The organism is Aeoliella fuhlenseeensis, assembly GCF_052161615.1.
In the GTDB taxonomy this organism is placed as follows: domain Bacteria; phylum Planctomycetota; class Planctomycetia; order Pirellulales; family Lacipirellulaceae; genus Aeoliella.
On record NZ_CP197417.1, the window covers coordinates 5,017,567 to 5,044,546 of the forward strand.

21 protein-coding genes, 1 tRNA gene and 1 pseudogene are annotated in these 26,980 nt (G+C 60.7%); 10 read left to right on the forward strand and 13 right to left on the reverse strand.

Annotated features, from left to right (window positions below; all coding sequences use genetic code 11):
- The first annotated feature begins 129 nt into the window (after positions 1 to 129).
- The 3 genes from SH292x_RS19635 to sugE all read left to right on the forward strand — a co-directional run bounded on the left by SH292x_RS19635 (position 130) and on the right by sugE (position 5,869).
- Positions 130 to 1,116 carry a hypothetical protein gene (locus tag SH292x_RS19635; protein WP_442482724.1) on the forward strand — a complete coding sequence of 329 codons (987 nt, stop codon included), beginning with the start codon at positions 130 to 132 and terminating at the stop codon, positions 1,114 to 1,116.
- A gap of 224 nt (positions 1,117 to 1,340) precedes the next feature.
- A complete protein-coding gene (locus SH292x_RS19640; protein WP_442482725.1) occupies positions 1,341 to 5,411 on the forward strand; it encodes a CotH kinase family protein in 4,071 nt (1,356 codons plus the stop codon).
- Between the two features lie 137 nt (positions 5,412 to 5,548).
- A complete protein-coding gene (sugE, locus tag SH292x_RS19645; protein WP_442482726.1) occupies positions 5,549 to 5,869 on the forward strand; it encodes a quaternary ammonium compound efflux SMR transporter SugE in 321 nt (106 codons plus the stop codon).
- A 162-nt stretch (positions 5,870 to 6,031) separates the two neighbouring features.
- On the opposite strand, the gene SH292x_RS19650 is transcribed toward sugE, so the two are convergent.
- Genes SH292x_RS19650 through SH292x_RS19660 form a run of 3 tightly spaced genes read right to left on the reverse strand, consistent with a single transcriptional unit; the run spans position 6,032 to position 8,779 of the window.
- Positions 6,032 to 7,450, reverse strand: coding sequence for a hypothetical protein (locus tag SH292x_RS19650; RefSeq protein WP_442482727.1), 1,419 nt, complete (start codon positions 7,448 to 7,450; stop codon positions 6,032 to 6,034).
- A gap of 1 nt (position 7,451) precedes the next feature.
- On the reverse strand, positions 7,452 to 8,387 hold the full coding sequence (locus tag SH292x_RS19655; RefSeq protein ID WP_442482728.1) for an ABC transporter ATP-binding protein: 936 nt from the start codon (positions 8,385 to 8,387) through the stop codon (positions 7,452 to 7,454).
- The gene (locus SH292x_RS19660; RefSeq protein WP_442482729.1) at positions 8,384 to 8,779 is read right to left on the reverse strand and encodes a GntR family transcriptional regulator; all 396 of its coding nucleotides are present in this window, start codon (positions 8,777 to 8,779) and stop codon (positions 8,384 to 8,386) included. Before SH292x_RS19660 ends, SH292x_RS19655 begins: the two co-directional genes overlap by 4 nt.
- A 439-nt stretch (positions 8,780 to 9,218) precedes the next feature.
- On the opposite strand from SH292x_RS19660, the gene folD reads away from it, so the two are divergent.
- Entirely contained in the window at positions 9,219 to 10,082 is an 864-nt protein-coding gene (gene folD, locus SH292x_RS19665) for a bifunctional methylenetetrahydrofolate dehydrogenase/methenyltetrahydrofolate cyclohydrolase FolD (RefSeq protein ID WP_442482730.1), read from the forward strand.
- A 219-nt stretch (positions 10,083 to 10,301) separates the two neighbouring features.
- Here folD and SH292x_RS19670 read toward each other — a convergent pair whose 3' ends face one another.
- A complete protein-coding gene (locus SH292x_RS19670) occupies positions 10,302 to 10,625 on the reverse strand; it encodes a type II secretion system protein (protein WP_442482731.1) in 324 nt (107 codons plus the stop codon).
- Positions 10,626 to 10,798: 173 nt separating this feature from the next.
- Between SH292x_RS19670 and SH292x_RS19675 the strand changes: the two genes are divergently transcribed.
- Positions 10,799 to 10,870: transfer RNA gene (locus SH292x_RS19675), tRNA-Gly, on the forward strand.
- Positions 10,871 to 11,094: 224 nt separating this feature from the next.
- Positions 11,095 to 11,490: a TspO/MBR family protein gene (locus SH292x_RS19680; RefSeq protein WP_442482732.1), complete on the forward strand. Its 396-nt coding sequence runs from the start codon at positions 11,095 to 11,097 to the stop codon at positions 11,488 to 11,490.
- 406 nt (positions 11,491 to 11,896) lie between these two features.
- Here the strand turns inward: SH292x_RS19680 and SH292x_RS19685 are convergent, their stop codons facing one another.
- Positions 11,897 to 13,117, reverse strand: a complete 1,221-nt coding sequence (locus SH292x_RS19685; RefSeq protein WP_442481475.1) for an IS4 family transposase — start codon at positions 13,115 to 13,117, stop codon at positions 11,897 to 11,899.
- Positions 13,118 to 13,557: 440 nt separating this feature from the next.
- Here SH292x_RS19685 and SH292x_RS19690 point away from each other — a divergent pair, with 440 nt between their 5' ends.
- The 4 genes from SH292x_RS19690 to SH292x_RS19705 are packed head-to-tail and all read left to right on the forward strand — an operon-like array spanning position 13,558 to position 16,533.
- A complete protein-coding gene (locus SH292x_RS19690) occupies positions 13,558 to 14,184 on the forward strand; it encodes a type IIL restriction-modification enzyme MmeI (protein WP_442482733.1) in 627 nt (208 codons plus the stop codon).
- Entirely contained in the window at positions 14,163 to 15,311 is a 1,149-nt protein-coding gene (locus SH292x_RS19695) for an ImmA/IrrE family metallo-endopeptidase (protein WP_442482734.1), read from the forward strand. Before SH292x_RS19690 ends, SH292x_RS19695 begins: the two co-directional genes overlap by 22 nt.
- Positions 15,308 to 15,820, forward strand: a complete 513-nt coding sequence (locus tag SH292x_RS19700) for a DUF4411 family protein (protein ID WP_442482735.1) — start codon at positions 15,308 to 15,310, stop codon at positions 15,818 to 15,820. The genes SH292x_RS19695 and SH292x_RS19700 overlap by 4 nt, the downstream gene beginning before the upstream one ends.
- Before the next feature lie 26 nt (positions 15,821 to 15,846).
- On the forward strand, positions 15,847 to 16,533 hold the full coding sequence (locus SH292x_RS19705) for a hypothetical protein (RefSeq protein WP_442482736.1): 687 nt from the start codon (positions 15,847 to 15,849) through the stop codon (positions 16,531 to 16,533).
- 450 nt (positions 16,534 to 16,983) lie between these two features.
- Here the strand turns inward: SH292x_RS19705 and SH292x_RS19710 are convergent, their stop codons facing one another.
- From SH292x_RS19710 to dxr, 8 genes and pseudogenes are all read right to left on the reverse strand, one after another.
- Positions 16,984 to 17,778 (reverse strand): hypothetical protein, encoded by a 795-nt coding sequence (locus SH292x_RS19710; RefSeq protein WP_442482737.1) that lies wholly within the window; start codon positions 17,776 to 17,778, stop codon positions 16,984 to 16,986.
- 77 nt (positions 17,779 to 17,855) lie between these two features.
- The gene (locus SH292x_RS19715; protein WP_442482738.1) at positions 17,856 to 18,278 is read right to left on the reverse strand and encodes a PGPGW domain-containing protein; all 423 of its coding nucleotides are present in this window, start codon (positions 18,276 to 18,278) and stop codon (positions 17,856 to 17,858) included.
- A gap of 55 nt (positions 18,279 to 18,333) precedes the next feature.
- A complete protein-coding gene (gene cysN / locus SH292x_RS19720) occupies positions 18,334 to 20,262 on the reverse strand; it encodes a sulfate adenylyltransferase subunit CysN (RefSeq protein WP_442482739.1) in 1,929 nt (642 codons plus the stop codon).
- A 180-nt stretch (positions 20,263 to 20,442) separates the two neighbouring features.
- Positions 20,443 to 21,381 (reverse strand): annotated as a pseudogene (gene cysD, locus SH292x_RS19725) (sulfate adenylyltransferase subunit CysD); the annotation flags it as partial.
- A gap of 129 nt (positions 21,382 to 21,510) precedes the next feature.
- Complete coding sequence (locus SH292x_RS19730; protein ID WP_442482740.1) at positions 21,511 to 21,900, reverse strand: hypothetical protein; 390 nt, start codon at positions 21,898 to 21,900, stop codon at positions 21,511 to 21,513.
- 45 nt (positions 21,901 to 21,945) lie between these two features.
- A complete protein-coding gene (locus tag SH292x_RS19735; RefSeq protein WP_442482741.1) occupies positions 21,946 to 23,019 on the reverse strand; it encodes a DUF1559 family PulG-like putative transporter in 1,074 nt (357 codons plus the stop codon).
- 439 nt (positions 23,020 to 23,458) lie between these two features.
- On the reverse strand, positions 23,459 to 25,597 hold the full coding sequence (locus SH292x_RS19740) for a site-2 protease family protein (protein WP_442482742.1): 2,139 nt from the start codon (positions 25,595 to 25,597) through the stop codon (positions 23,459 to 23,461).
- On the reverse strand, positions 25,588 to 26,781 hold the full coding sequence (gene dxr / locus SH292x_RS19745; protein WP_442482743.1) for a 1-deoxy-D-xylulose-5-phosphate reductoisomerase: 1,194 nt from the start codon (positions 26,779 to 26,781) through the stop codon (positions 25,588 to 25,590). The genes SH292x_RS19740 and dxr overlap by 10 nt, the downstream gene beginning before the upstream one ends.
- Between the last annotated feature and the right edge of the window lie 199 nt (positions 26,782 to 26,980).

Below are 26,980 nucleotides of genomic sequence, written 5' to 3' on the forward strand. Positions count from 1 at the left end.
TCGGGTGGGTCCTATCGACCGAGAAAATACGGGAAGTCACAGTGCGTTCGATGCCCCCCGTCCGAGGGCGTTGTACCTTTAGGGGTGCGGCCAGCCGAGGCCGTTCCTGCGTCTTGGTACATGTCGAAAATGGAACCCCCTCACCCGCCCGTGGCCGTACGTCGTTCGAGGTGCCTCGTCACCGCGGCGATGCTCTGCGCTGTGATGGGGAGTAGCGTTTCTGCGTTGGCCAAGCCGGTTACTTCGGGCGATCTCTACGCGCGAGTACTGGTGGCGCGGCGTGAGCTCGAAGAACTCCGTCGCTACATGGGCTATCCCAAGTGCGAACCATCGACTATCGCCGTCGATAATGTCTCGCCGCGCGAGATTCACACGATGGCCTTGGTACTCCTCGCGAGCGCCGATCGTGTGGGCTTTGAACACACCCGCCAGCAGTCGAGCACCAATCGTGATCCAGGCGATGCTACCGCGCTCGACGATACGCTCCCGGTGATCAACAAGTCGATCGAGCACCTACGCATCATCAAGAAGCTGTACGGCCTCGAACCGAGCAGCGACGAAGTTCCGGTGCTGGACGACCGTACGACCGCCGACGTGTTCGCGTCGCTCGTCGCCGCCGACCGTCAGCTCAACCGGATGCTCGACCGCCCCGTCGAATCGCGCGAGGTGCATCGTCAGGTGACGATCGCGACGCTCTACGCCGCCAAGTTGCTCGAGCAGTTCAACACCACTACGCCGCTGCCGTCCCCTCCCGAGTTCGAACCGAATAAAAGCCCGGCCGAGGTCTATGCCCGTCTGCTGAGGTGCCTGAAGCAAGTGCGGCAGATTGCCTCGACCATGGAAGTCGAGATGCTGACGCTCGAGCCTTCGAAAGAACATCTGTCCGACGTCGAACCGGGCGACGTACTCGAGTTGGCCATGGTCCTCACCGCCCAGCTCCAGCATCTGCACTCGCTGGTACCCGAGATCGACATGCCCGAGGAAGTGTACTACGTCGACCGCAAATTCCCGTCGCACGTCTACCAGTCCGCCGGCACGTTGGAGCAGCAGCTCGCCGAGCTCACTCGCGCAGTCCGGGCGAATCCCCGCTGGTTGCTTGGCAATCCCATGCCGTAGAGGTGCGGGAATCCCAGCCCCTCGAGGGCGCTTTCTCCGCACTTTTTCAGATTGCGGCCCCCACCGCGTAACGTAAGCCGCTCGCTCTGGTATTAAGGGTGGGCTCTGGATACCCACATTTTGGGGCGCGACGAAGTGGGCGGACGCGGGCGTTTTCGCGAAGAACCGCCCGCGCGGACGGCAGAGCATCGCATCCGACGCTCTTCAACTCCGGTTTGTCCGCAATGCCACGCATCGCCAAGCGCACGCAGCAGTTTCTTTCGTTTGAGAAGCTGGAATCACGGACGGTGTTTTCTGCCGCGCCGATCATCACCGAGTTCGTTGCGTCGAACGATGGCTCTCTCCGCGATGGCGATGGCAACAGCAGCGATTGGGTCGAGATCTACAACCCCACCAGCCAAACGATCAACCTCGCCGGCTGGCACCTCACCGATCGAGCGAACAACCTCGACAAGTGGACGTTCCCGAATGTCCCGCAGTCGATTCTGTCTCCAGGCGAGTACTTGATCGTCTTCGCGTCGAGCCAGCCAACCGAAACCTACATCGATCCACTCGGCTACTTGCACGCCGACTTCGCGCTCGGTGCCGAGGGAGAGTTCCTGGGCCTGACCGACCCGTCGGAGAACATCGTCTGGTCCTACGCGCCCTCGTTCCCCCAGCAATTGACCGACGTTTCTTACGGAGTGAATCCGGCGACGGTTGAACTTATCGGCGATACGAGCATCACCTCGGCGTGGGTGCCCACTTCGGACGTGCACGACGCCGGAGTCTCGCCCGCCTGGACGCAGATTGCCTTTAACGACGCCGCGTGGTCGCATAGCACCACCGGTCCGGGTGTCGGATTCGATTCGTCCTCGGGTCATGTCGCCGGGCCTGCGAATGGGGTCAAACTGGGCGGGCTCGTTGGCAACGACCTGACCGACCCCGAGAACGATGGCACGCTCGCCGTCTCGTTCGTTGGTGGTTCGTCGTCGAACTCCCCCAGCGGCGAAGAACCTGCCCGCGCGCTCGACAGCCTCACCAACACCAAGTGGCTCGCTTTCGCCCCGCTCGGCACGTTCTACCAAATGCAGTTCACCGATGGCATTCCGCGCACCGTAGACCGCTACACCATCACCTCGGCCAACGACGCCACCGAACGCGATCCCTACAGCTGGACGCTCAGTGGCTCGAACGACGGTACGAACTTCACCGTCATCGACACCCGAACCGCACAAGACTTTGCCACCCGCTTCGAAACCCGCCAGTACGATTTCGTCAACACCACGGGCTACACCTACTATAAGTTCGACTTTCAAACCGAGTACGGCGTCACCGGCAACAACCAACCCGTCGCCCTTCAGATGGCCGAGATCGAGCTGTTGAGCTCGCAGGCGCTGAACATGGATTCGCTGGTCGACGTCGACCTCCAGGCCGCCTGGGATGCTACTCGCAGCAGCGTCTACCAGCGCATCGACTTCAACGTCATCGATCCAGCGCAGCTCGGCGCGTTGTCGCTCGACATGCAATACAACGATGGCTTCGTCGCCTACCTCAACGGTACGAAAGTCGCCTCGTCCAATGCCCCCGCTTCGACGAACTGGCAATCCAATGCCCTTAGCGAGCGCGACGACTCGCTGGCGTTCGCCCCCGAGCGTTTCGATCTCAGCGCCTATCACCAACTGCTGGTGCCGGGGCAGAACGTCCTCGCCATCCAGGTGCTCAACGACGGCGACTTCAGCGACGATTTGCTGTCGCGTCCACGGCTCACCGCCGCTTCGCTCACGGACACTCCGCTAACCGAGTACTACTTCGAGGCTCCCACGCCCGGTGCCCCCAATGGCGAGGGGCGTTTTGGCTTCGTTCAGCAGCCGACGTTCAGCGCGCCGCACGGGTTCTACACCGGGTCGTTCCAGCTCACCGTCACCAGCGCCACGCCCGGCGCGCAGATCTACTACACCACCAACGGCGACGCGCCGACGCCCACCACTGGCACGCTCTATACTAACGCGATCACCATCGACAGCACCACCGTCGTTAGCGCTGCGGCGTACCTCGATGGGTACTACGACTCCAGTGCCGTGAGCAGCAGCTACATCTTCCTGAACGACATCGTCCGACAAAACTACTCGGCCACGCTCGCCGAGGGCTTTCCCGCCATGTGGGGTCCGTACTCGCCCGACTACGGCATGGATCCCGACGTGATCGGCAACTTCAACAGCGCCGGCAACTCTCTGGGTGGCGACCTCTTCGGCGGGCAGTACGCCGCCACGATCAAGAACGACCTACTCGCCATCCCCACGTTGTCGCTGGTCATGGACATCGACGACATGTTCGGCCCCAACGGCATTTACACCAACAGCACCAACGGTGGCGTCGCGTACGAACGCGCCACGTCGGTCGAGCTCATCAACCCCGACGGCACCCAGGGCTTCCAGATCAACGCCGGCATTCGCATCCAGGGTGGCGCGTTCCGAAGCGATAGTCTCAGTAAAAAGCATTCGCTGCGATTACTCTTCAAAGAAGAGTACGGCGCGACGAAGCTCGAATACCCTTTCTTTGGCGCGGACGCCGTCGACAGTTTCGACACCATCACGCTTCGCATGGAGTCGAACGATGGCTACGCCTGGGACGGTGCCGGCACGCAGCCGCAGTACGCACGCGACAACTTCGCCAGCCGGACGCTCCACGAGATGGGTCAGGTCGCCAGCCACGGCAACCGCGTCCATCTTTATATCAACGGCGTGTACTGGGGCGTCTACAATCCGGTCGAACGCCCCGACGCCTCGTTCGCCGCGATGTACTTCGGTGGCGATAAAGACAACTGGGACGCCATCAACGACGGCAGCCCCACCGACGGCGATCTCGACGCCTGGAACGCCATGGTCGCCATCGCTCAGGCTGCCGGCTCCGGATCGGCCTCAGCGCGTGCCGCCGCGTACCAGCAGCTTCAGGGCAACAACCCCGATGGCACCGACAACCCCGCGTACGAAGACTATCTCGACATCGATAACTACATCGATTACCTGATGGTCAACTTCTTCGTCGGCAACGTCGACTGGCCGCACCGCAATTGGTATGCGGTCCGCGAGCGTGGACTCGACAGCACCGGCTTCAAGTTCGTCAGCTGGGACGCCGAGTCGGGCATGAACCTGTTCGGCTCGAACGTCAACACCAACCGCCTCGAAGCCAACGTCGAGGCCGCCCAGGCCTACAGCTACCTGCGCAACAACCCCGAGTTCCGCCTCGCTTTCGCCGACCACGCGCACAAGGCGCTGTTCAACAATGGCGTACTGACCACCCAAAACACCATCGACCGCTACGAAGCCGCGCTCGCCGAGATGGAGCAAGCCATCGTCGCCGAAAGCGCCCGCTGGGGCGATATGCACCGCAGCACGCCACTCACCAAAGCTCAGTGGACCGCGGAAGGCCAGTCGGTGATCAACACGTTCCTGAGCGGTCGCACCAACGTCTTCATCAATCAGTTGAAGTCGGCCGGTCTGTACCCGGCGGTCAACGCCCCCACGTTCAGCCAACACGGCGGCAGCGCACCCGCTACCGGGCTACCGATTACCATCTCGGGCTCGGGGGGCACCATCTACTACACGCTCGATGGCAGCGACCCCCGTGCACTCGGCGGCGCGGCAGTAGGGCAAGTTTACACTTCCGCCGTCAACGTCACCCCCGGCACCACGCTCAAAGCCCGCGTGCTCAGCGGCGGTGTCTGGTCGGCGCTCAACGAAGCAACGTACGAAGCTGTTGCGCTCGCCGGCGACTACAACGGCGACTCGACCGTCGACGGGCTCGACTACGCCGTCTGGAAGAGCGACTTCGGCTCGACCAACTCCCCCGCCGATGGCAATGGCGATGGCGTCGTGAACCTCGCCGACTACACCATCTGGCGCGACAACCTCGGTGCGTCGGCGGTTGTCGCAATTGCGACGCCCAGCGCGATCACCAATCCCAGCGTCATCGCCAGTACGCCGCCAACTACGAGCGAACTGGACACCCCCGCGACACCTTCTGTCGCCAGCGACACGCCCAATGCCACACAAACCGGCGTGCTCACGAGCCCCCTCACGCCCAGCCTCCTCGCACCCAACACGTCAAGTTCTGCAAGCGACCAAGCCGTCGAGCAACTGTTCGCCGGCTCGCTTGCGAGCGCGCTCGAGTTACTGCTGGACCTCCAAGCCGACGACGAGTCGAACATCGACCTCTCGGACGCCAGTGAACTCGACGACGCCGACCTGATCGCCGCCCGTTCGTTTGCGATTCAATTCGACGCGGCCTTCGAAGACGATTGGCAAGGCCTCTAAAAACGACCCCGCTCGTCCGCCATGCGGCGCGGAGCTATAATTCCCTCTGAGGCCACGACCTCGCCCACTTCGGGACATGCAGTCCCAGGGAAGCAATGACCGGGACGGCCCGGCGTTCTAGCTTGGAGAGGTGTAAGGTGGCGTGGATTCTGTTGATGCTCGCGGGTTTGCTCGAAGTCGTTTGGGCCTACGCGATGAAAGAGTCGCACGGCTTCACCCGGCTCTGGCCCTCGGTCATCACGCTGGTCGCCATGATCGCCAGCTTCGCCCTGCTCGCCATCTCGATGCGCACGCTCCCGCTCGGCACCGCCTACACCGTGTGGACCGGCATCGGCGCGGTGGGGGCGTTCCTCGTCGGCATCATGGTTCTCAATGAGCCAGCCAACGCACCCCGGCTCGTCGCCGCCGGCCTGATCGTCGCGGGACTGGTGATGATGAAGGTCGCGTCGCCGGGTTAGTTGTTGACTCGCAGCCTGTGAGACCTGTGGGAGGGCTCTCCGAGCCCGATAGCCTAGGGCAAGATTCTTCATTGGAGTAAGCGACGCCCCGCGCCCATCTCTCACGGACGGCGTGGCCGTCCGGCTATTGAATAGCTAGTTAGCAAGCGAAACTGTTCGAAATCACAAGCAACCCAACTCCGCATCGAGCCACACCCGCCGCGCCCAGCGACACGCGGCATAGCCGATGCCAACTAGTAGTGCACCGAGCACGAAGCCGAGCGCCACGTTCACGTACGCCGTTATGGCGAACAGTCCTATCGCCACGCCGATTAGCGGGTACAAGAGCACTATTAGGACTAGCATTCGCTTCATCCCGGACCCCACCAGCACCATCCGGAACGATATCCCAGCTGCAATGGGGACGAGTGCCGCGATCGTCACTAGACCGGCCGCCACGTAAGTCCAGGTGAAGTACTGAGGGGCGATGATGGTCGTCGCACCCACCAGCACCAATAGCACAGGCAGCATACCCCACAAGCCCGACACTACGACGCTGCGAAAAAGCCCGTCGACGTACGCCTCACGCGTCATCGGAAGCATTAGGTCCTGCGCAAACCGTCCTCGACGCTGCGAGAGGAACTGGCAAATGATCGGCAGCACAAACAGGCTGAAACCGCCGAGCTGCCCCAGAATCATCGCCGGCACTCGTGTGCTAAATCCGGCATCTCGATCCGAGGTCAGAATCGCGTACTGCATTGCCACGATCAACACAGCCATCACCATGAGGTTCAGCCCAATCATCGGTGCAGGGATCGACACCGTACCGTAGCGCAGCAGGCGACCGCGATCACGTTCGCGAGCCGGGGACATTTTTGCCAGCCGATCGTGCCAGCGATCGGTAACCCACGAAGTGAACCAACTCCGCGAAATCATCCGCGCGAGCAGCCGACGGGACTCCGATTTTTCGATCCGACTAGCGTTCGCGGCATTGGTCTGAATCGGGAGTAGGTAGTCATCGTCTTCTTCCATCATCCTCGGCAGACGATAAAGCCAAGCGCCGAAGCCCGCCGCCCCGATGACAATGGCAGCAATTCGAAATGGAACATAGCGTGCGTCAGGATTCAACCATACACTGGCGATTCCCGGTACGTAGAAACCGAACCACAATGCGAGCGACACCAACGACAAGGTGACCCGCATCGATTGAATCTGCCACACAACCGCCGCGCCAAACAGCAGAGCAAACGCCAATACTCCCAGAGTCGGAGCACGCAGGAGCTGGCTAAGAGCCAATGGATAAACCACCAACATCACCACGGCGATTCCAATGATCACCGCCAAGTGCGGTGCCGCATAGTTCGGATAGAGCCGCGCACGTGAATGCACGAACTGCCATTTAGCGTGAATCGCTAGCCACAGGATCCCCAACATCAGCGGTAACCCCAGCAGCTGGCCGACGAGCATCGGGTGCGGTATCCCCGACGTGTAGCTCGCGGCCGCCACTACCAGCGCGAGCAACATCGCGCCCCCGAACATCCCCCACATCAACCACCGCCGCGTCGTGTACGTATAGATCACCTGCATCAGCGAGTCGTTCATCTCAGTAACTCCCCTCGCTACTGGCCGCCGCCATCGCCCGCGGCGAACGCGACTCGTGCAGTTCCACGAAGATCTCTTCCAAGTTCAAATCGCTCGCCGAGATGTCGGCTTCCCAGCGCTCGCGTAGTTCGTCCAGCATGTCGGGCGAGTAGTCCACCACGGTTGCCGTCGCCACGCGGCCTTCCATCGTGCACGACAGCGCCCCGCCAATCGCAAACGTGTTCGGCAGATCGTGCCGGGCGAGGATTCGGATTCGCTTCACCCGCTCTTTCAGCGTATCGAGCTCGCCACAGAACTCGATCCTGCCGGTACGCAGTAGCGCGATCTGATTCGCCACGCGCTCCAGGTCGCTCGTAATGTGCGTACTAAAGAGCACCGTCCGCCCGGGGTCTTCGACAATGTCGATTAGCGTCCGCAAGAACTGCCGCCGCGCGCTCGGATCGAGACTCGCCACCGGTTCGTCGAGCACCAACAGTTCCGGCTCGTGCCCCAGCGCGAGCACGATACCGAGCGTTTGCAACTGCCCCACCGACAGCGTCCCCGAACGATCCTCCAGCGGCAGATGCCATCGCCGAACCAGATCGGCGACAAACTCGTGATTCCAGTTCGGATAGAACGCCGCGGTGTAGTCGATCACATGCCGCACTCGCATCCACGGATAGGTCGCCACTTCTTGCGGCACGTAACCAATCCGCGACTTGGTGGCCGCCGACAGGTTCCACGCATCGTCCCCTAGCACGGCCACGCTCCCCGACGTCGGCTTCATCAAACCCAGCAGGCATTTGATGAGCGTCGTCTTCCCCGACCCGTTTGCCCCCAGTAAGCCAAGCACCGTCCCCGGCGCAAGCTCCAAATCGAGCCCTGCGAGCACCTCCTTCGGGCCGAAATTCTTGGTGAGGCCCTCGACCTCGATCGTCGCGTGGGTGTGTCGGTTCATGGCGAATGGTCCTTGAGAAGAACATCGAATACGGCACGAAGCTGCTTGTCGCTAAGCCCCAACAGCCGCGCGCGATGAATCGCTGGCAGCAGCAGCTCTTGCACCTGCTGTTTGCGTTCGGCCAGCGGCCCGGTGTTCGCGGCCGCCGTCACGCACATCCCCTGCCCTCGCATCCGTGCGACCACTCCCTCGGCCTCCAGCAGGCCGTAAGCCTTGCTGACGGTCATCGGGTTCACGTCCGCCGCACGAGCCACCTGCCGAACGCTCGGCAAGAAATCGCCCGCCGCAAGCTGCCCGCCGGCCACCATCGCGAGCACCTGATCGACGATCTGCCGATAGATCGGCACGCCGCTCGACGGAGTGATCTCGAATTGGCAAGCTTGGCTGTCCATGTGTATTGATATAGTAATACACCTACCCAGAGGAGTCAATCCAAATTCTCGAAACGACTTCGGGTGGCAGGGGGCGATGGGTGGCTGGGGACGAGTTCCACGAGGCCCCAGAGAGAAGACACTGCTACAGGATCTCCACGGAACAATCAGCCACCGATGGACACGGATTTTCACGGATGGACCACCCACCGTACAAAGCTGTTCCCCAATAGCCGACGAGCTACGCCTCGTCGGACCGAACGCTCTAAATCGCAACGCATCGCAACCGGATCGATCACTCCACTCCATCGGGCTCTCCAGAGCCCTCCCACAGGTTTCTGAATGGGTAGAAGGGATACTCCTTCTGGGAGGGGTTTCCGCCCCCGCGGCCACCTGACGATTCCCCGCACAACGCGTTACAATCGAGGGTCTCCGACTCCCCAGCCCACCAGATACCACCATGCCCGATACCGCTCAGATCATTAACGGCAAACTGATCGCCCAGCAGATTCGCGACGAGCTAGCGGTTGAGGTGGTCGAGTTCATCCAAAACAACAGCGTGGTCCCCTGCCTCGCCGCGGTGCTCGTGGGCGACGATCCGGCAAGCCAGGTTTACGTTCGCAACAAGGTCAAGGCGTGTGAACACGTTGGCATCGATAGCCAGCTCCATCGCCTCCCCGCCGACACCACGCAGGACGACCTGCTGAAGCTCATCGCCAAGCTCAACAAAGACGAAAGCGTTCACGGCATCCTCGTCCAGCTTCCGCTCCCCGCCCACATGGACACCGACTTGGTGCTCCAAGCCGTCTCGCCGGCGAAAGACGTCGACGCCTTTCACCCGGTGAACGTCGGCCGCTTGGTCCAGGGCAAGCCACGTTTCCTTCCCTGCACGCCGCACGGCGTGATGCAACTACTCAAGCGCACCGGCATCGAGACCGCCGGCAAGCACGCCGTAGTCGTTGGACGTAGCGACATCGTCGGCAAGCCCCTCGCGATCCTGCTCGCCGCCAAGGGTGCCGACGCCACCGTCACGCTCTGCCACAGCCGCACCAAGGACCTCGCCAGCTTCACCCGCCAAGCCGACATCGTGATCGCCGCGATCGGCAAGCCCGAGTTCATCACCGGCGACATGCTCAAGCCCGGTGCCGTGGTGATCGACGTCGGCGTCAACCGCATCGACCGCGGCCTCGTCGGCGACGTGGAGTACGAATCGGCGAGCAAAGTAGCCAGCTACATTACCCCTGTCCCCGGCGGCGTCGGCCCCATGACCATCGCCATGCTGCTCATCAACACCCTCCGCGCCGCCCAGCAGTTAGAGCTGTAAGCAATTGTGGGTGTGGGAGGGCTCTCTGAGCCCGATTGCCAAGAATCAGGTGATCCTATTAGCCGCATGGCGCTAGCCACGGTTGATCCCCAAAAGACCGTGGCGAGCGCCAAAACGGCTAGAATAAGATCGGGCTCGGAGAGCCCTCCCACAGTTTTCTGGTGATGAAGTCCCCTCTCCCAGACCCTCAGCGCGGGTCGGGGAGAGGGGACTTCCTCATCACTCCACCCGATGCGTCACCGCATCCATCGTATAAGCACTCCCCGTGAGCGGACTCACCGGCAGGCCATCGGGAAAGTAATCGGGATCGCTCCCCAGCACTCCTAAGTCCGCCGGCCACACGCCCTCGGCGATGTAGTACCGCTCGATCGCCGTGTTCACGAGCGCCCGATTCTGCTCGTCCACCCGCTGCTCAGCCGTAAGAGCCGTCACCGAAATCCGCGGCACGATCATCATGGCGAGCACCCCGAGGATGGTCACCACCACCAGCAGCTCCATCAGCGAGAACCCGCGACGAGGGCGTTGAGAAGTTCGCAGCAACATGACGGCAGGGAAAAAGCGGGCAAAGGAACAATGGAGGTCAACTACCCAACCCTACCTCGCACCGCCCAGCACGCCACCCCTACAACCGGCCCCACCCACCTCGCCCCTGCCTGAGAAAATACCGCGGCACCAGTTGCACCGGTTCTACCAGCTCGATTAGGATTGATCCTGACGCGGGAGTAACTCAGTGGTAGAGTGCTAGCTTCCCAAGCTGGACGTCGCGGGTTCGAATCCCGTCTCCCGCTCTTCGATTTTCTAGGGGCAAACTTCGTTACGCAATTTCTCACGCCGTCATTCCCGCGCAGGCGGGAACCCAGCCTCCAAGCTGAGCCCCTGGATCCCCGCCTGCGCGAGGATGACGTTAACGCGGGTGGCGCCGACGAGCGACGCCTCGTCGGACAGTCTTCGAGAGCATCAAGCTCGCCGTTCTTCATCGCCGTAATCGCAGCGATTGCATCGGGACCCGCAAATGGAATGGCTCGAATGGTACAACTCGCTGGCCAAGCCCGACTGGACGCCGCAGCCAGCGACCATCGGCCTCATCTGGCGAATCCTCTACCCCATCATCCTCATCACCTTCGGCTTCGTATTCGTCCAGGCATTCCGGCGAAAACTCCCCTGGCTCGTCGCCCTCCCCTTTGCGATTAACCTCGTCGCCAATCTGCTCTTCACCCCCATCCAGTTTGGGCTCCGCAATCTACCCCTCGCTTCGATCGACATCCTGATCGTCGGAGTCACCATCCTCTGGATGATGATCGCCATCTGGCGATACTACCCTTGGGTCGCCATCGCCCAAGTTCCCTACCTCGTATGGGTCTCCATCGCCACGGTCCTGCAACTCTCCATCACCGCAATGAACTGGTGACCCCGTAGGCCGCGATCAGCTCCGCGCCGATCCGGCGCTTCCCACGTTGCCTTATTCGTCCCCTCTCCCCCCAATCGTTCGCGCACCCCACGCCCCATTCTCTCACGCTCAACCGCGAACGATTTGGGGGAGAGGGCTAGGGTGAGGGGGCCAGCCCTGCGAGCGAACTCCGCATTTTCCTTCTTAGGCGAGCCGGGGCGTCCCCGCCCCCGGATAGTTTGAAGCAAGTAGGCCGCGATCAAGCTCCGCGCCAATCCTGTTCGGCCCGATGATTGCTGTTTAGCTTTCGGTTGCTTACGGAGTGTGTTGTTGGGAGGTCGAGTGCCTTGGAGTTTAGAGGGAGGGATGGTGTTGTAGCCATCCGCGCAGCAGTCATCCTTCTCGCTGTCGAGAAGACGCGAGTCCCCTAGGCACCCTGCGGCTGGAGTTTCTTAATGTGCGCTAAGAGCTCCTCTTGGTCGGCCATTCCACACAGGTAGTAGCAGATCATTTCGTACGTCCGCAGCGTGGGCTTACGCCCCGTCCACAGGCTGATCAGCAGGCACGCGATGATCGCGCAGTACGTTTGAATCTGGATGCCACGCTCGTCGTGACTGAGCAAGTGCCGGCAACCGAGGATATGCTTGAAGAAGCGGAAGAAGATCTCAATTGCCCAGCGATACTGGTACAGCAAGGCGATGATCGATGCCGGTGGATCGAGCAGGTTGGTTACCAGACGCAGGTAGCCATCGTTGCCGGGAGCCGAATGCGCTTTCCCTCCGCGTTTGGGATGCGGTGTGACGCGAATCGTCACTACCCGTACCGAATGATCGATTCTGCCGGTCTCCTTGGCCTTCAGGCCACCGAGTTGGACGACTTCGTCGCTCACGATCCCCGCGGCTTGGTCTTCTTCGCTTAATGGTCGCGACTCGATGGTCTCGATCCGGCTATTGTCGCGAATCCGGCAGACATAGCTGCTATTCATCTGGTGAATCTGATTGAACAGCGAGAACTTGGCGTAACCGCGGTCCATCACGTAGCAGCAATCGCTGCGTAGATGACGGGCCAGGACCACCCGTTCGTCGTTGTCTCCCCCGTTAGTGCCGTCGGTCACTTCGATGTGTGGCAGGTGTCGATCCACTTCGAACTGGGTGTGCAATCGCCATTTCACGAGGCCCGATCCGGTCTGCTGCTTTAGAACGGCCGCCTCCATCATGCGTGGAAGGGCCGTTAACAAGGTTCCATCGACCAGCATCAGCGTATGGCGGATATCTTTAACTCGTGCATCACGATCCAGCGGCTGGAGTTGATCGGCCAAATCCGCAATCACGCCCTGCAGGGCTTCGGGATCGAACACCCGCGTGGCTTCGGACAGCGAGCCGAGCGAAGCTCGGGGACAGCCTAGCTTCTTCTGTACCTTCTTCAGTTCGCTGGCCTGCTGGATCGCCCGCAGAGAGGAGACGACCGGATTGTAAAAATACAACAGCACCAGCATGCAGTACTGGTCGTAGTGCAACTGCCGATTCCCGGCCCGATCCCGCTCGCACCCCACCTCGTGCAACCGCCCCAACAGCGGAGCAAGCACATCAAAGTACTTTAGCCCCGTTACCTCCCGGGCCTCGACCAACTTGCGCTTAGGACTCGCCATGCAACTAGTAGAATCCACCTGATTCCATCGCGCAAGCCCAAAAATAAGAGCCCCGCTAAGTCTAAACTTAGTGAGGCGCAAATCGCGGGCCGAACAGGATTGGCGCGGAGCTTGATCCGGCGATTCCCACGTTGCCTTATTCGTCCCCTCTCCCCCCAATCGTTCGCGCACCCCACGCCCCATTCTCTCACGCTCAACCGCGAACGATTTGGGGGAGAGGGCTAGGGTGAGGGGGCCAGCCCCGCGAGTGGACTCCGCGTTTTCCTTCTTAGGCGAGCCGGGAGCGTCAGCGACCGGAGTAGAGAAGTTTCTCCTCCTTCCCTCCGGTCGCTGACGCTCCCGGCTCGCCTTTATCCCCCCCGCCAAGTTGCACCCACCCCCTCCACCCATTACCTTACACGCTTCGGTTCCCCGCCTCGCTCGCCCCAAGCTCTTCTCGCATGCCAACGCCTCGCACGGATAGCGACCCCGCTCAATCGTTCATCACCCGTTGGAAGTCGTCCGGCGGAGCCGAGCGGGCCAACTACCAGATGTTCCTCACCGAACTCTGCGACCTGCTAGCCGTCCAGCGCCCCGACCCCGCTTCCGACGACAACGCCCAAAACGCCTACGTCTTCGAACGCAGCGTCCCCCTCGACAACCGCGACGGCACCACCACCACCGGCTTCATCGACCTCTACCGCCGCCAACACTTCGTCTGCGAAACCAAGCAGGGTGTCGAGCGCGACGACCAGCAACAGCCACTCTCCGAAGCCGAGCTCGAACGCCGCAAGCGCAGCCGTACCGGTCACGGCACGCGGGGCACCAAGACCTTCGACGACGCCATGCGCAAGGCCAACGCACAGGCCGGCAACTACGCGCGAAGCTTGCCCCCGGACGAAGGTCGCCCGCCGTTCCTCGTGGTGGTCGACGTTGGGCACAAATGCTTACCCTGCAACAACTTACGCGATTTCAACATTTGGCGCCAACAGGACCCTCCCGCTCTACTACAATTACTTAGTGCCGTAGGCATAGGAACTGGAAATCGGTACCCTCCTCGCTATTCATGGCTCAGTACGTCGATGTGAAACCCGAACTACTTCGCTGGGCGGTGGACCGTTCTGGCCTGCCTGAGACGGCCTACAGAGAAGCAGTTGGGGCATGGCTCGCCGGCAAATCCAAGCCCACGCTCAAACAGCTCCAAACCTTCGCCAAACGCGCGATGGTGCCATTCGGTTACCTCTTCTTGGAGTCGCCTCCAAGTGAGAGCCTCCCACTACCAGATTACCGGACACGTACTGATGGTGGAGTCCGCGCCCCCACGCCGAATCTTATCGAAACCATTTTCGAGATGCAGCGCCGACAGGATTGGATGCGAGAATACTTGATTGAGGAAGGTCATGACGCCATATCGTTCGTGGGCTCCGCAAAGATAGGCGATGATGTTGAAACGCTAGCCACACGCATGCGAGACGAATTGGGGCTATCCGATGGTTGGGCTCGAAACCTCTCGAGTTACCAAGATGCACTGCGATTATTCCGTGACCACATCGAAGACGCGGGCATCCTCATCTTCGTAAATGGAGTTGTCGGTAACAGCACGAAACGAAAACTCGATCCAGACGAGTTTCAAGGTTTTGTACTGGTGGATCGCATCGCGCCACTAATCTTCGTTAATGGAGCTGACTTTAGAGTCGCCCAAATGGTCACCATCGCCCATGAGCTGGTACATGTGTGGATCGGGCGGAGTGCGTTGTTTGACCTAGAAGCCACCCAACCCTCGGACGACGATGTGGAACAATTCTGCAACCAAGTTGCGGCGGAGTTCTTAGTCCCAGCGACGTGGCTTGAAGGAGCTTGGACGAGTTCTTCCGGCGACGATGGAGCTATTGTCGGATTGGCACGCCGATTCAAAGTCAGCCCGATCGTTATAGCACGTCGAGCGAGAGATTGTGGCCTGCTGTCGAGCGAGCAGTTCTTTGCATTCTATCGACGATACATGAGCCGCGAACGAGAACGTCATGAGAGGCAAGAGCCGGGAGGCAACTTTTGGAACACGCAGAACACCCGAATTGGACGTCGTTTCGGTCGGACAGTCGTAGCAGCAGCACAAGCCGGCAGACTTCCTTATTCCGATGCGTACGATTTAACTCGTCTCTATGGCGATACTTTTGACAAGTACGCTCGCTTGCTGACTCGCAAAGGCGAGCTATGACATCGCCAATCACCTACTTGCTCGATGCAGACACCTTCATAAGTGCCAAACGGCAGCACTATGGCTTCGACTTCTGCCCAGGGTTCTGGGACGCGCTGTTGCGTCATCACCTTACGGATCGACTGCGAAGTATTGAACCCGTACACAGGGAGCTCAAGAGAGGGAAAGATGACCTCACACGCTGGACAACTGGCACTGCGCCTAAAGGGTTCTTTGCGCCGATAACCGACAAGCGGGTGCAAGCAGCCTATGCCGAAGTTATACGCAGCGTGCAAGGAAATAGTCAGTATAAGGAAGCGGCCAAGCAGAAATTCGCAAGTGGCGCCGATCCGTGGCTTGTGGCGTACGCAAACGTTTTCGGTTGTGTCATCGCTACCTATGAAGTTGCTTCTCCTGAATCGAAATCTAAGATCAAGCTACCTGATGTTGCTTCTACCTTTGAAGTCCCATGCACCCCACCATTCGAAATGCTCCGAGCCGTCGGTGTGATACTGGCGTTAAACCCTTAAACTGACGCACTCATCGGCAAGCTGTCTTGAATCGCAAGTCTTTTTGTCGCCTCGGCGAGCAACTCGACGCGCATCGCAAAAGGCAGCAACAGCTCCACCCCAAGCTCACGATGACCGGCATGTACAACGTGCTGGAGAAGCTGCGGAGTGAGGAAGCGTTGTCAGCTAAAGAGCGGGAGATTCACGAGTGGGGACTCGTCAGCGTCCTCCGCCAGATCCACGACGACCTCGACGCCGCCGTGGCCGAAGCCTATGGCTGGCCCGTCGATCTCACGGGCGAAGAGATCCTCGAACGACTCGTCGCCCTCAATCACGAGCGGGCCGAAGAAGAAAAACGCGGCATCATCCGCTGGCTCCGCCCCGAGTATCAGAACCCCGAGGGAGTCACCCAGCGCGGCATCACGACCACCGACGACGACATCGCAGACGACGGGGACGACGACAAGCCCACCAAGGGCAGAGACAAGGCCAAGTCGAAGGCCAAATCAAAGGCCACCGAAAAGATCAAAAAACAAAAGTGGCCCACCGCGCTCAGCGAACAAGCCGCCGCCGTCGCCTCGACGCTCACCACCATCGCCAGCCCCGCCGACGACGCCGACGTCGCCAAACACTTCACCCGCGCCAATCGCGAACGCATCGCCGAGCTCCTCGAAACCCTAGAGTCCCTCGGCAAAGTCCGCCAACTCCCCACCGGCAAATACGTCGCGATCTAACCGGACGCCTTCACCTCATCTCCCCACCTCGTTCCCACGCTCCGCGTGGGAATGCATGCCCGGCCGCTCCGCGGCCCTAGCCCACGAAGGACCGCAGAGCGGTCGCCCAGTGTGTTCCCACCCAGAGCGTGGGAACAAGGAGCTAATCGACAATTTCCACTTTCTGCGAAAAAAGTGACTTGAAAGTACTCACCACCATGCTCCAATCGGGGTACGGGAACGCCCGCCTTGGTGCATATACATTATTGCACGCGTGAAAATATTGCCACGTGCCCAGAATGTTTCACGTGAAACATTTTCACTAAAGTCCCCCCGAGGATTTGGTCGAGCGCGTGAAAATTGTTTCACGTGAAACAATTTCTCAACTTTCGCCTGCAGGCAAACCCGTCGCGAGCCAACTCCCACCAGGAGTAAAATCAGCTAGGTCGCACGGGCAATGGCCACGCGACTTTACTCGTCGCGACCCCGAAGGAACTTCGCCAAACGGTCGAGGTCGTCGGTATTGAGCAGATCGACGTCGTTGTCGAGTAGCGTTCCCCAGAGATTCTCCGAATCAAGCGTCGCCCAGAACCGAACCACCCGGCCCGACTCGTGGGCCTTGCGGGTAACCTCGCGAAGCCTCGCGCGCTGCTCCTCGGGCAACGTGTTGATGCCGAGCCAGCCGAAGTGCTGCCCCCAGTGGTCGCTGATCACCGGCATCTCCGCCGCGGAAATTTCGGAATCGAGATCCGAAAGCCGCCCATCCGCCCCCGCGAGCCGTGTGCCGTCGACCACAATCCCACGGCGAGGCTCCGCCCCCGACAACACCACCGTGACCGCCGGCATGGGTGCGTCTTCGTCCGATTCGTCCCGCCCCACCATGCTGGAGTACTCACCAAGCAACTTGCCAAGTGCCTCGCGCGTTCGCTCGGCATTGTCCTTGATGTCAACAAACAGAAAGAACCTCGCACCCTGCTCGTGCACGTACCCGCCACGCTTCTTGACGCGCTCGCTCAGCGGTTCGAGATAGAGCTTACGAAGCGACCGCTCAGGCCGCAGCTCATGCCGATCGTGCCCAACGAGCAACTGGCCATCGACGAGAAACACATCCGCCTCAACACTGTTGAAACCTTGATCGAGCGCATCGAGGAGCGGGCGTGTGTGGTAGTAGTCGTTATGAGCATGGGCGTGGCGGAGGGATTCGGCAGGCTCGTCGGCCATCACCACCGAGGCGATGGTTGTTGCCAGTAGGACGCGAAAGAGCATCTGAAATGAACACATGAATGCATCTCACGCACAATGGAGGAGCAGCGGTTAACGGTTCCGCGATTATAGCACCCAGGTCAACTTCCCATCTCCAGCGGTGCCTGCTTCGCCCGCGCACGCATCCAGTTGATGCCGCGGAGCGTGGGGCCTTGGCGGACCAGCCAGCGTTCGAGGCGGTAGGTGCTGGGGAAGTCCATTAGCATCAGGCCGATGAGCATGGTGAGGATCCCCTGCCCCGGCAGGACGAGCATGGCAATGCCGACCAGGAGCAGCAGTGCGCCAAGCAAGTTCTTTCCAACAATCACCAAACCACGCAAGAGGCGGTGATTTGGCAACCAGTCGATTCGCGGCCGAGTCTTGTGCAGGAAGTAATCACTCGGGATACGAACCACAATCACCGGCACCAGCACGAGCGTCACCACGAACATCACCGCCGAAAGCGCAGCAAGCCACCACAAAAGGTGCGAGTGGGCTTTCAACCAAGTGAGAACTTCGTGCATGGAAACGCGCCCAGCCGGCGGAAGATTGCTGGCGATTGATGGGGATCTCGCCCACCTAGATCACCCCGCGTTTCTCCAGCATCGCGACGACTTGCTTCGCGCACTCTTCGACCGACTTCTCGTGCGTGCTGAGCACGAGGTCGGGGGCGGTGGGTGGTTCGTAGTCGGCGGAGACGCCAGGGAAGCCGCCGATTTCGCCGGTGTCGGCCTTGGCGTAGATGCCCTGGTCGTCGTGCTCGCGGCACCACTCCACGGGGGCGGCGACATGAGCCACCAGGAAGCGATCGCGGCCGATCACTTCGGCGGCCTTTTGGCGAACCGCTTCGTGAGGAGCCACGAACGCGGCAATGGTGATAAGTCCCGAGGCGTTGAGCGTCTTGGCAACTTCGGCGGCACGGCGAACGTTCTCGCTACGATCGTCGACCGAGAAGCCGAGGTCACGCGACAAACCGCGTCGCATGTTCTGGCCATCGATCACCGCGACCGCGCGACCGCGGTCGAACAGCATTCGCTCCACGGCGTTCGCGATCGGCGTCTTACCGGCGGCGGGAAGACCGGTGAGCAGCACCGTCACCGGCTTCTGGCCGAAACGAGCTTCGCGCTCGGCGGAAGTGACGGGGCTGGTGCGTACTTCGAGGTCTTCGCTCGCTTCGTCGTCCCAGTGGTCGTTCTGGTCGGCTGTTTTGCGGTCGAGGATCATGCCCGCGGCGACGGTGATGTTCGACACGCGGTCGACCACAATGAACGCGCCGGTCCCCTTGTTACGACGATAGTCGTCGAGCGCAATCGGGCGGCTAAGCTGCATCTGAACGCGACCGATCTCGTTGAGCTTGAGTTGCGAGGTCGGACTGCGATGCAGCGTGTTGACGTCGATCTCGTAGCGAAGCGTGCTAATGCGACCCGGCGTGACGCTGCACGCCTGCTTGATCAGATAGTCCTTGCCCGGCAGCAGAGGCTCCTCGGCCATCCAGACCAGCGTGGCTTCGAACTTGTCGGTGATCGTCGGCTGATTATCGGGCCGGACGAGCATGTCGCCGCGGCTGATATCGATTTCGTCTTCGGTGGTGATGGTGATCGAGAGGGGCGCGAACGCTTCTTCGAGATCGCCATCGTAGGTGACGATGCTCTTGACCTTGCTTGTCTTCTTCGACGGCAGCACCATGATGGTGTCGCCCTTCGAAACGGTGCCCGAGGCGATGGTGCCGCAGAAGCCGCGGAAATTGAGGTTCGGACGATTGACGTACTGCACCGGCATGCGGAAGTCGATCAGGTTGCGATCGCTTGCAATGTGCACGTTCTCCAAATGGTGCATGAGCGTCGAGCCATCGTACCACGGCATCTTCGGGCTTCGCTCCAGCAGATTATCGCCATTGAGCGCGCTGATCGGAATGAAGTGCTGGTCGGGCATTTCGAGTCGCGTGGCGAACTCGCGGTAGTCGCGGACGATTTCGTTAAATCGTTCCTCACTGTAATCCACCAGGTCCATCTTGTTGACGGCAACCAGCACGTGCTTGATGCCCAACAGCGACACAATGAACGAGTGCCGTTTGGTCTGCTTCATCACGCCGTGACGGGCGTCGATCAAGATGATGGCGAGGTCGCAGGTCGAAGCGCCGGTCGCCATGTTGCGCGTGTACTGCTCGTGCCCCGGGCAGTCGGCGATGATGAACTTGCGTTTGGCGGTTGAGAAATACCGGTAAGCTACGTCGATCGTAATGCCCTGCTCGCGTTCGGCCTTGAGACCATCGGTGAGTAGCGCGGGGTCGAACTTGCCGCCGGTCGTGCCGTGCTTGATCGAGTCCTTCTCGATGGACGCGAGGGTGTCCTCGTAGATCATCTTCGACTCGTAGAGCAACATGCCAATGAGCGTGCTCTTGCCATCGTCGACAGAACCACAAGTCAAGAAGCGCAACAACTCCTTATTCTCATGCTGCTTGAGATAGGCGTCGATGTCGGTTGCGATTAGATCACTTTGATGTGACATAGCGTTTGCTCTATTTACTTAACCACAGAGATCACAGAGGACGCAGAGAAGATTTGGAACACTAATTTGCGCTAATCGTCGCTAATAAGGATTAATGAAGATTAGCGCAGATTAGTGTTCCTCTTTCCTTATCTCCGTGTCCTCGGAGCTCCCCGTGGTTCATTTCCGTGGTTAGGTCTGTTAGAAGTAGCCTTCTTTTTTCTTGTCTTCCATGCCCCCTTCGTCGTCGTCGTCGACGGCGCGGCCTTGGCGTTCGCTCGTGGTGGCGAGCAGCATTTCCTGGATGATCTCTGGCAGCGTCGTCGCTGTGCTTTCCACCGCACCGGTTAGCGGGTAGCAGCCGAGGGTGCGGAAGCGGACCATCTTCATCTCGGGTTTCTCACCCGGGTTGAGCTTCAGACGGTCGTCGTCCACCATCACCAGCGTCTCGGAGCCCTTCATCTTGCGTCTCACGACGGGGCGTTCGGCGGCGAAGTAGAGCGGGACGAGCGGGATATTCTCGAGGTGGATGTACTGCCACACGTCGAGCTCGGTCCAGTTCGACAAGGGGAAGACGCGGATCGATTCGCCTTTGTTGACCTTGGTGTTGTAGAGGTTCCAGAGCTCGGGCCGTTGATTCTTGGGGTCCCAGCGATGGAACTTGTCGCGGAAGGAGAACACACGCTCTTTCGCGCGGCTCTTCTCTTCGTCGCGGCGAGCACCACCAAACGCGGCGTCGAAGCCATGCTTGTCGAGTGCCTGCTTCAAGCCCTCGGTCTTCATGACGGTGGTGTGCTTGCCCCCTTGCGTCAGAGGATCTAGACCAAGCTTCCGGCCTTCTTCGTTGATGTGGACGATCAGGTCCCAGCCGAGCTGTTCGCGCATCAGCTTCTCGCGGAACTGGATCATCTCGCGGAACTTCCAAGTCGTATCGATGTGCATCATCGGGAACGGAGGCTTGGCGGGATAGAACGCCTTCTCGGCGAGGCGGATCATGACCGCCGAGTCCTTGCCGATCGAGTACAGCATGACCGGATTGCTGAACTCGGCAGCCACTTCGCGAATGATGTGGATGCTCTCGGCTTCAAGCTGCTTGAGGTGCGTAAGGCTGTAAGACGACATCGGCACGCGTGAGTTGGAGTTGGAAGTTCGAAGTTGGGAGTATCGTAGGCGAGCCTAGCCCGTCAGGGCCGGCAAGGATACCCGCAGGCAGGGGTAAACCGACCCCCCATCATCGGAAGAAAAGGGGCGGGAGTCCAGGGTGGCGGATTAGCCGTCCTGCTGGCCGTGGCGGAGGAGGCCTACGCCGGTAATGGCGAGAACTAGTCCAATCAGGGAAGTGATTGGCCCACCATATCTTTGCCGATTCCTTGCCGTTTCAAGCCGATTCTCGACTTCTGCGAGTTTCGCCTTGGCAGACTCCAACTGCTCCTGCGCCGAATTTGGTGAAGTATCTCCTGGGCTATCTGCGGGACGGCTGATGGCCGCGTGGACGGCCGCAGTGGCTTCGGTGTAGGCGTTTGCGTCCGATTCGGTCCAGAAGGCGGAGCTGGGTACGAGGTAACTCCAGGTTATTCCAGTCCCCGTGAGCAATAGGCCCACTACCAAGGCTATAGAGCCCACGACTCGATAAGGCGAAGAGCGATCGTCCTGTGCCATGAGATCAGTCGCCTACCAGAAACCAGCGTGGATGCCCGCGTCGAACTAGCGGCCGCTTATCACTTGGCCATCCGACACGCTAATCATATAGAGCATCACGAACTCGTCGATATCCTCCCCCAGAAACTCAACGTGCCCATCGACGAAGCCGGCCGTCACTCCACCGGTGTGTAAGCTCCGTGGTGCGGCGGAGATGTAGCCCATCGTGCGATTGCGGCCGAATTGCGTATTGCAGGGCATACCTTCCAACTGTGCCGCCGCGCTGTTGGGGCAGTCGTACAGCACGTCCGGCAGGCGACCATTCGGCACTTGCGTGTTCCCAAGTGATCGCTTATCCGCTTCGTAGCTTAGCGAAGATGCCGAGGTGCTCTCCTCGTTGGCTTTGCTGTAGTATTCGGGATGAAAGTCCATCGACAACAGAGTGGCCCCCGACCATGGAAGTAGCCAAGCACCGCGCTGATCCGCCATCTCTTCGCGGGAGCGAACCTCCGAGAGCATCAGCGTGAGGCTGGTTCCATCAGTAATGCGTTTGAGCGACATGCCGTAGAGGCCAATGGGTCCGGTATGTCGAACTGAGTCGATGTGAAATGGACCTGAGTAGGCGGCGTAACTCGCCTTACCGATCGAGACTCCGGCGGTGCCGAATCCCGCTTGCGTTTGATACAAGCGGCCTGAGGTCTGACTGCTCGGGCAGAGGAGCGAATCGGGAGGGGACGCCAACACCGTAGCGGGTGCCTGCGTGACGTGTTTCGTGTCGTCGATCTGGTCGTGGATATTCTGCTGTTCCATGAAGGGGAGCAGATCGTAGATCCAGTTTTGATTGGTGCCCGACCGCAGATCAACGCGCCAATCGCTGCCATCGAAGTAGACCGCATCTCCCATCGTTCCGAAATGGCCCGCGGCCGGCAGCACTTTGTTCGTCGACGCGTAGTTCTGTACGGCGAGTGCAAGCTGCTTCACATTATTCGTGCACTGAATCCGCCGGGCTGCTTCGCGGGCTTGTTGCACCGCAGGAAGTAGTAACGAGACCAGGACGCCGATGATCGCGATGACGACCAGCAGCTCCACCAGCGTGAAGCCTGCGGCGGGTCGGCGGCGTGGAGCGATGGAATGTTGCACGGCGAGACGAGGAGTTGGCTGGGTGAAACATCGGCTTGCCCCCGATGCCACAGTATACCCCTACGCAGCGAATACAACATCGTTTCGCGCAAATTTCGGCCGGGCGGATCGAAATTGTCGGTAAAGTATGCCGAATGGCGGGCCGCGGAATTCCGCATGAGGGGACAATTCGCGGAGCTGTGCCGCCTCCTATCGAGTCATTCCGACAGGAGTGGAGCGACTGAGGAATCTACGTTGCCGCGCGGAGCCACGTGGTCACTGGGGGCGGTCCGTAGTTCGAGCGTTCAGAAGTGGCTGAGCATTGGCTGCTTCAAGCAAGATTCCTCGGTCGCGGAGCTCCTGTCGGAATGACACGCAGGGGCGGATCTCCGGCGAGCGGGAGGGTGAAGTGTGTGCGGCTGCATCGGGGCTCGGAGAGCCCTCCCACAGGTCGTTCGCGCTACAAGTTGCGGTTGATCAGTCCCAGGTCGAGGCCGAAGACGAAGACCATCAGGCAGACGATTAGCGCGAGGCCGGCGAGGTTCAGTACGCCGGCGAAGTACTCGTTGGCGGGACGGCGGAAGATGCCTTCGTACGCCAGGAACACCATGTGGCCGCCGTCGAGCACGGGGATGGGCAGGAAGTTGACCACCGCCAGGTTTGCACTGATGAGCGTCAGGAACAGCAGGAACTTGCCGGGGCCTTCGAGAGCCTGCATGTAGCTGGCGCGGGCGATGGTGATCGGACCGCCGAGGGCACCGACGGGAATGTCGTTGGTCACCAGGCGCTGGAGGAAGCGGTAGACGCTGGTGAGGGCGCGGCCGGTTTCGGTGAGGCCCATCGACATCTGCTCGCCGAGGGTCTCGCCACGGCGAGTCTCGAGCACCGGCGTGAGCGCGAGGCCACGCTTAGGTTCGAACTGCGAGTCGCTGGAGGCAATGTCGATCGCGACTTTGATCGGCTCTTTGGCATCGCCACGCATCACTTCGAGTTCGAGCTTGGTGCCGGGCGGGGTGTTTTGGAGGCCGTGCTTGAAGAGCGAGGCCATCGCCGGCATTTCGGCGTTGATTTCCAATGGCTTATCGGAAGACTGGTACTCGTCCTTAAACTTCTCATCGACGACGAGTTTGGCGGAAACCACCTGATCGCCGGCCTTCAAGTCGGCAGCGGCGGCGGGAGAACTGGGAAGCGCGCCGACCACCTCGTTAGTCAGGTAATACGCAACGCCCATTGCCGGAATCGACAGGGGACTTTTGTCCGAGAGTGGGGCCTCGATCCAATTGGCTTCGCGGAGTTCGACCGGGAGTGTAAGACTCGTCGGCTTTCCTTCTTCGCTGCGCTCGACGGAGAGGGTGACGGTTTCGCCCGTCCGTCCGAGCTTGCCGAGTTCGTCGCCGAGCGTGAGTGGGTCCCAACCCACGGTGTCGCCATCCATGCCGATCGGCTTGTCGTTGATGGCGGTGATGACGTCGCCTTCCTTGAGGCCGGCCTTGGCGGCGGGGGAATTTAGTTGGACGCCGACGATCGGGCCCATCTTCATCACCATGCCCACGTACTCAGTGGGGTTGGCATCGATTTGAACCGTGACGGGCTCGGCGGTCTTGTCCTTCTCGGACTTGGGCTGGAGCGTCAGTTCGATCGGCTGATCGGCTTTCGCGGCGAGCAGGGCTTCGAACTCGCGCCACGAGGCGACCTTCGTGCCATCGACGGCAACGATGGTGCTGCCGGCGGGAATCTTGTCCTTAACGCTATTGGCGGGGGCGAACTTAACGGTCGGTTCGTCGTCGCTGAGCTTCAGCGAAATGGGACTCTGCACACCGACCTGGGCGATCTTTTGACGTTCGCGCGAGGGTTGAATTTCGGTGGTAATGGTTTCACCGGAGTCGGCCTTCTTAACGACAAACGTCACTGGCTCGTCGCGGCCCGAGAGAACGACTGACTGTTGAAGCTGGTCGTACCAAGGGTTCTTAATGTCGTCGATCTGAACGATCTGGTCGCCCGCTTGCCAGCCTGCTTCCCACGCCGGTCCACCTGGATCGGTGGCGCTGACGATGCTGGGCATCGAAGGGACGCCGACACGGAACGCGATGACCGCGAAGATGAAGGCGAAGATCACGTTCATGATCACGCCGGCCGAGATGATGGCCATCCGCTGGGGGACGCTCTTCGCGATGTAGCTGCGGGCGTCGACCAGGTGCTTCTCGCCGCGCGGGCCGATGATCTCTTTGGTTTCGACGCCGGCCTGACCGACCGAGGCTTCGCTCTCGCGGATTTGCTCCTCGTTCATGCGAGGGTCGTCGTTCTGGCCGAGCATGCGGACGTAACCACCCAGGGGCAGGATGCCGATGCCATAGTAAGTCTCGCCAATCTGCTTGCCGACTTTGTAGCCGCCGATGTCGAAGCCGATCATGAACTTATCGCACTTCACGCCGCACCACTTGGCGACCATGAAGTGGCCGAGTTCGTGGACGAAAATGATGAAGCCCAGGCCTGCCGCAGCGGCGAGGATGGCCAGCACGATGGGGAGCCAGTTGGTGGATGTCTCGCCCAGAACGCTGACGGAGGTGAGGAGAGACGCGGTTGCGACGTTTACGCACATACCCAATTTTCAACTTCCTGCCTGGCCCAGCGATCGAGCTTTTCGAGCTCTTCCAGCGTGGGCGAGGGACTATAAGGATGCGACTCCAGCACGCTGACGCATGCCGGAACGATTTCGGTAAAATGTAGTTCACCGCCTAGGAACTGTCCTACGGCGGCTTCGTTCGCAGCGTTCACCACAACGCCCGCAGTTCCCCCTTCGCGAGCGGCTCGAAAGCCCAGCTCGATGGCAGGAAACCGCTCGGGGTCCGGGGGTTCGAACTCCAGCGTCATTCGCTGGGTCCAGTCAATTCTTGGGGCAATTCCGGGACGACGATCGGGATATTCCAGGGCGTATTGGATGGGGAGCCGCATGTCGGGGGGGCTCATCTGGGCAATCACCGAGCCATCGACGAACTCGACCATCGAATGGACCACCGACTGCGGGTGAATCATCACGCGGATGCGGTCGGCGGGCAACCCAAAAAGCCACCGGGCCTCGACCACTTCCAGGGCTTTGTTCATCAGCGTGGCCGAATCAATCGTTATTTTCGGACCCATGTCCCAGGTCGGGTGGGCGAGGGCCTCGTCGACGGTGACCTGCCGGAGCCCGTCGTGGCTCCATGTGCGGAACGGACCGCCGCTGGCGGTGAGGACCAGCCGCTCGACCTCCGAGGGCTTTCCACACTGCAGGGCTTGGAAAATAGCGCTGTGCTCGCTGTCGACGGGGAGCAGCGTGGCACCCCGCTCGCGAGCCAGCTGAGTGACCAGGGGTCCGGCGGCGACCAGGGTTTCTTTGTTGGCGAGGGCCACGGTTTTGCCGGCTTCGACGGCGGCCAGGGTGCTCCGGAGGCCGGCGCTACCGACAATCGCGGCGAGCACGGTATCGACATCCGCGTGGCCAGCGACCTCGTCTAGGGCTTCGCAGCCGGTGAGCAGTTCGGTCCCTTTGGGGAGCTTGCGCCAGTTGTGCTTCTTGGCCGCCACGGCATCGGTCGCCACCACCCAGCGGGGCTTCGTGGCGATGGCCGCCTCGATGAGTTGGTCGAACTTCCGATGTGCCGAGAGGGCGATGGCTGTGAGGCGTCCCTGGCTGGCGGCGATCACCTCCAGGGCGCTCGCGCCGACGCTCCCCGTGGCACCGAGCACGGCGACGCGCTTGGTGGCGGAAGGAGCGGTGGAGGATTTGTCGCTGCCGGTCGGCATCGCTGGCCTGGGGGTGAACGACCAAGCGGCGACTCGCGAGTGCGAATCGCCGCTTGGTCGCTGGGAGCGTTTATGGGGATTGCAACACTTGCGGCTGTTCGGCCGGCCGCTGGGGGCATGACAAGAGGCGATTTAAGGGTATGGCAAATAGACGTTTAGGCATTTGCACGTCATTCTAAGAGGGGTGGCATTTAGCAGC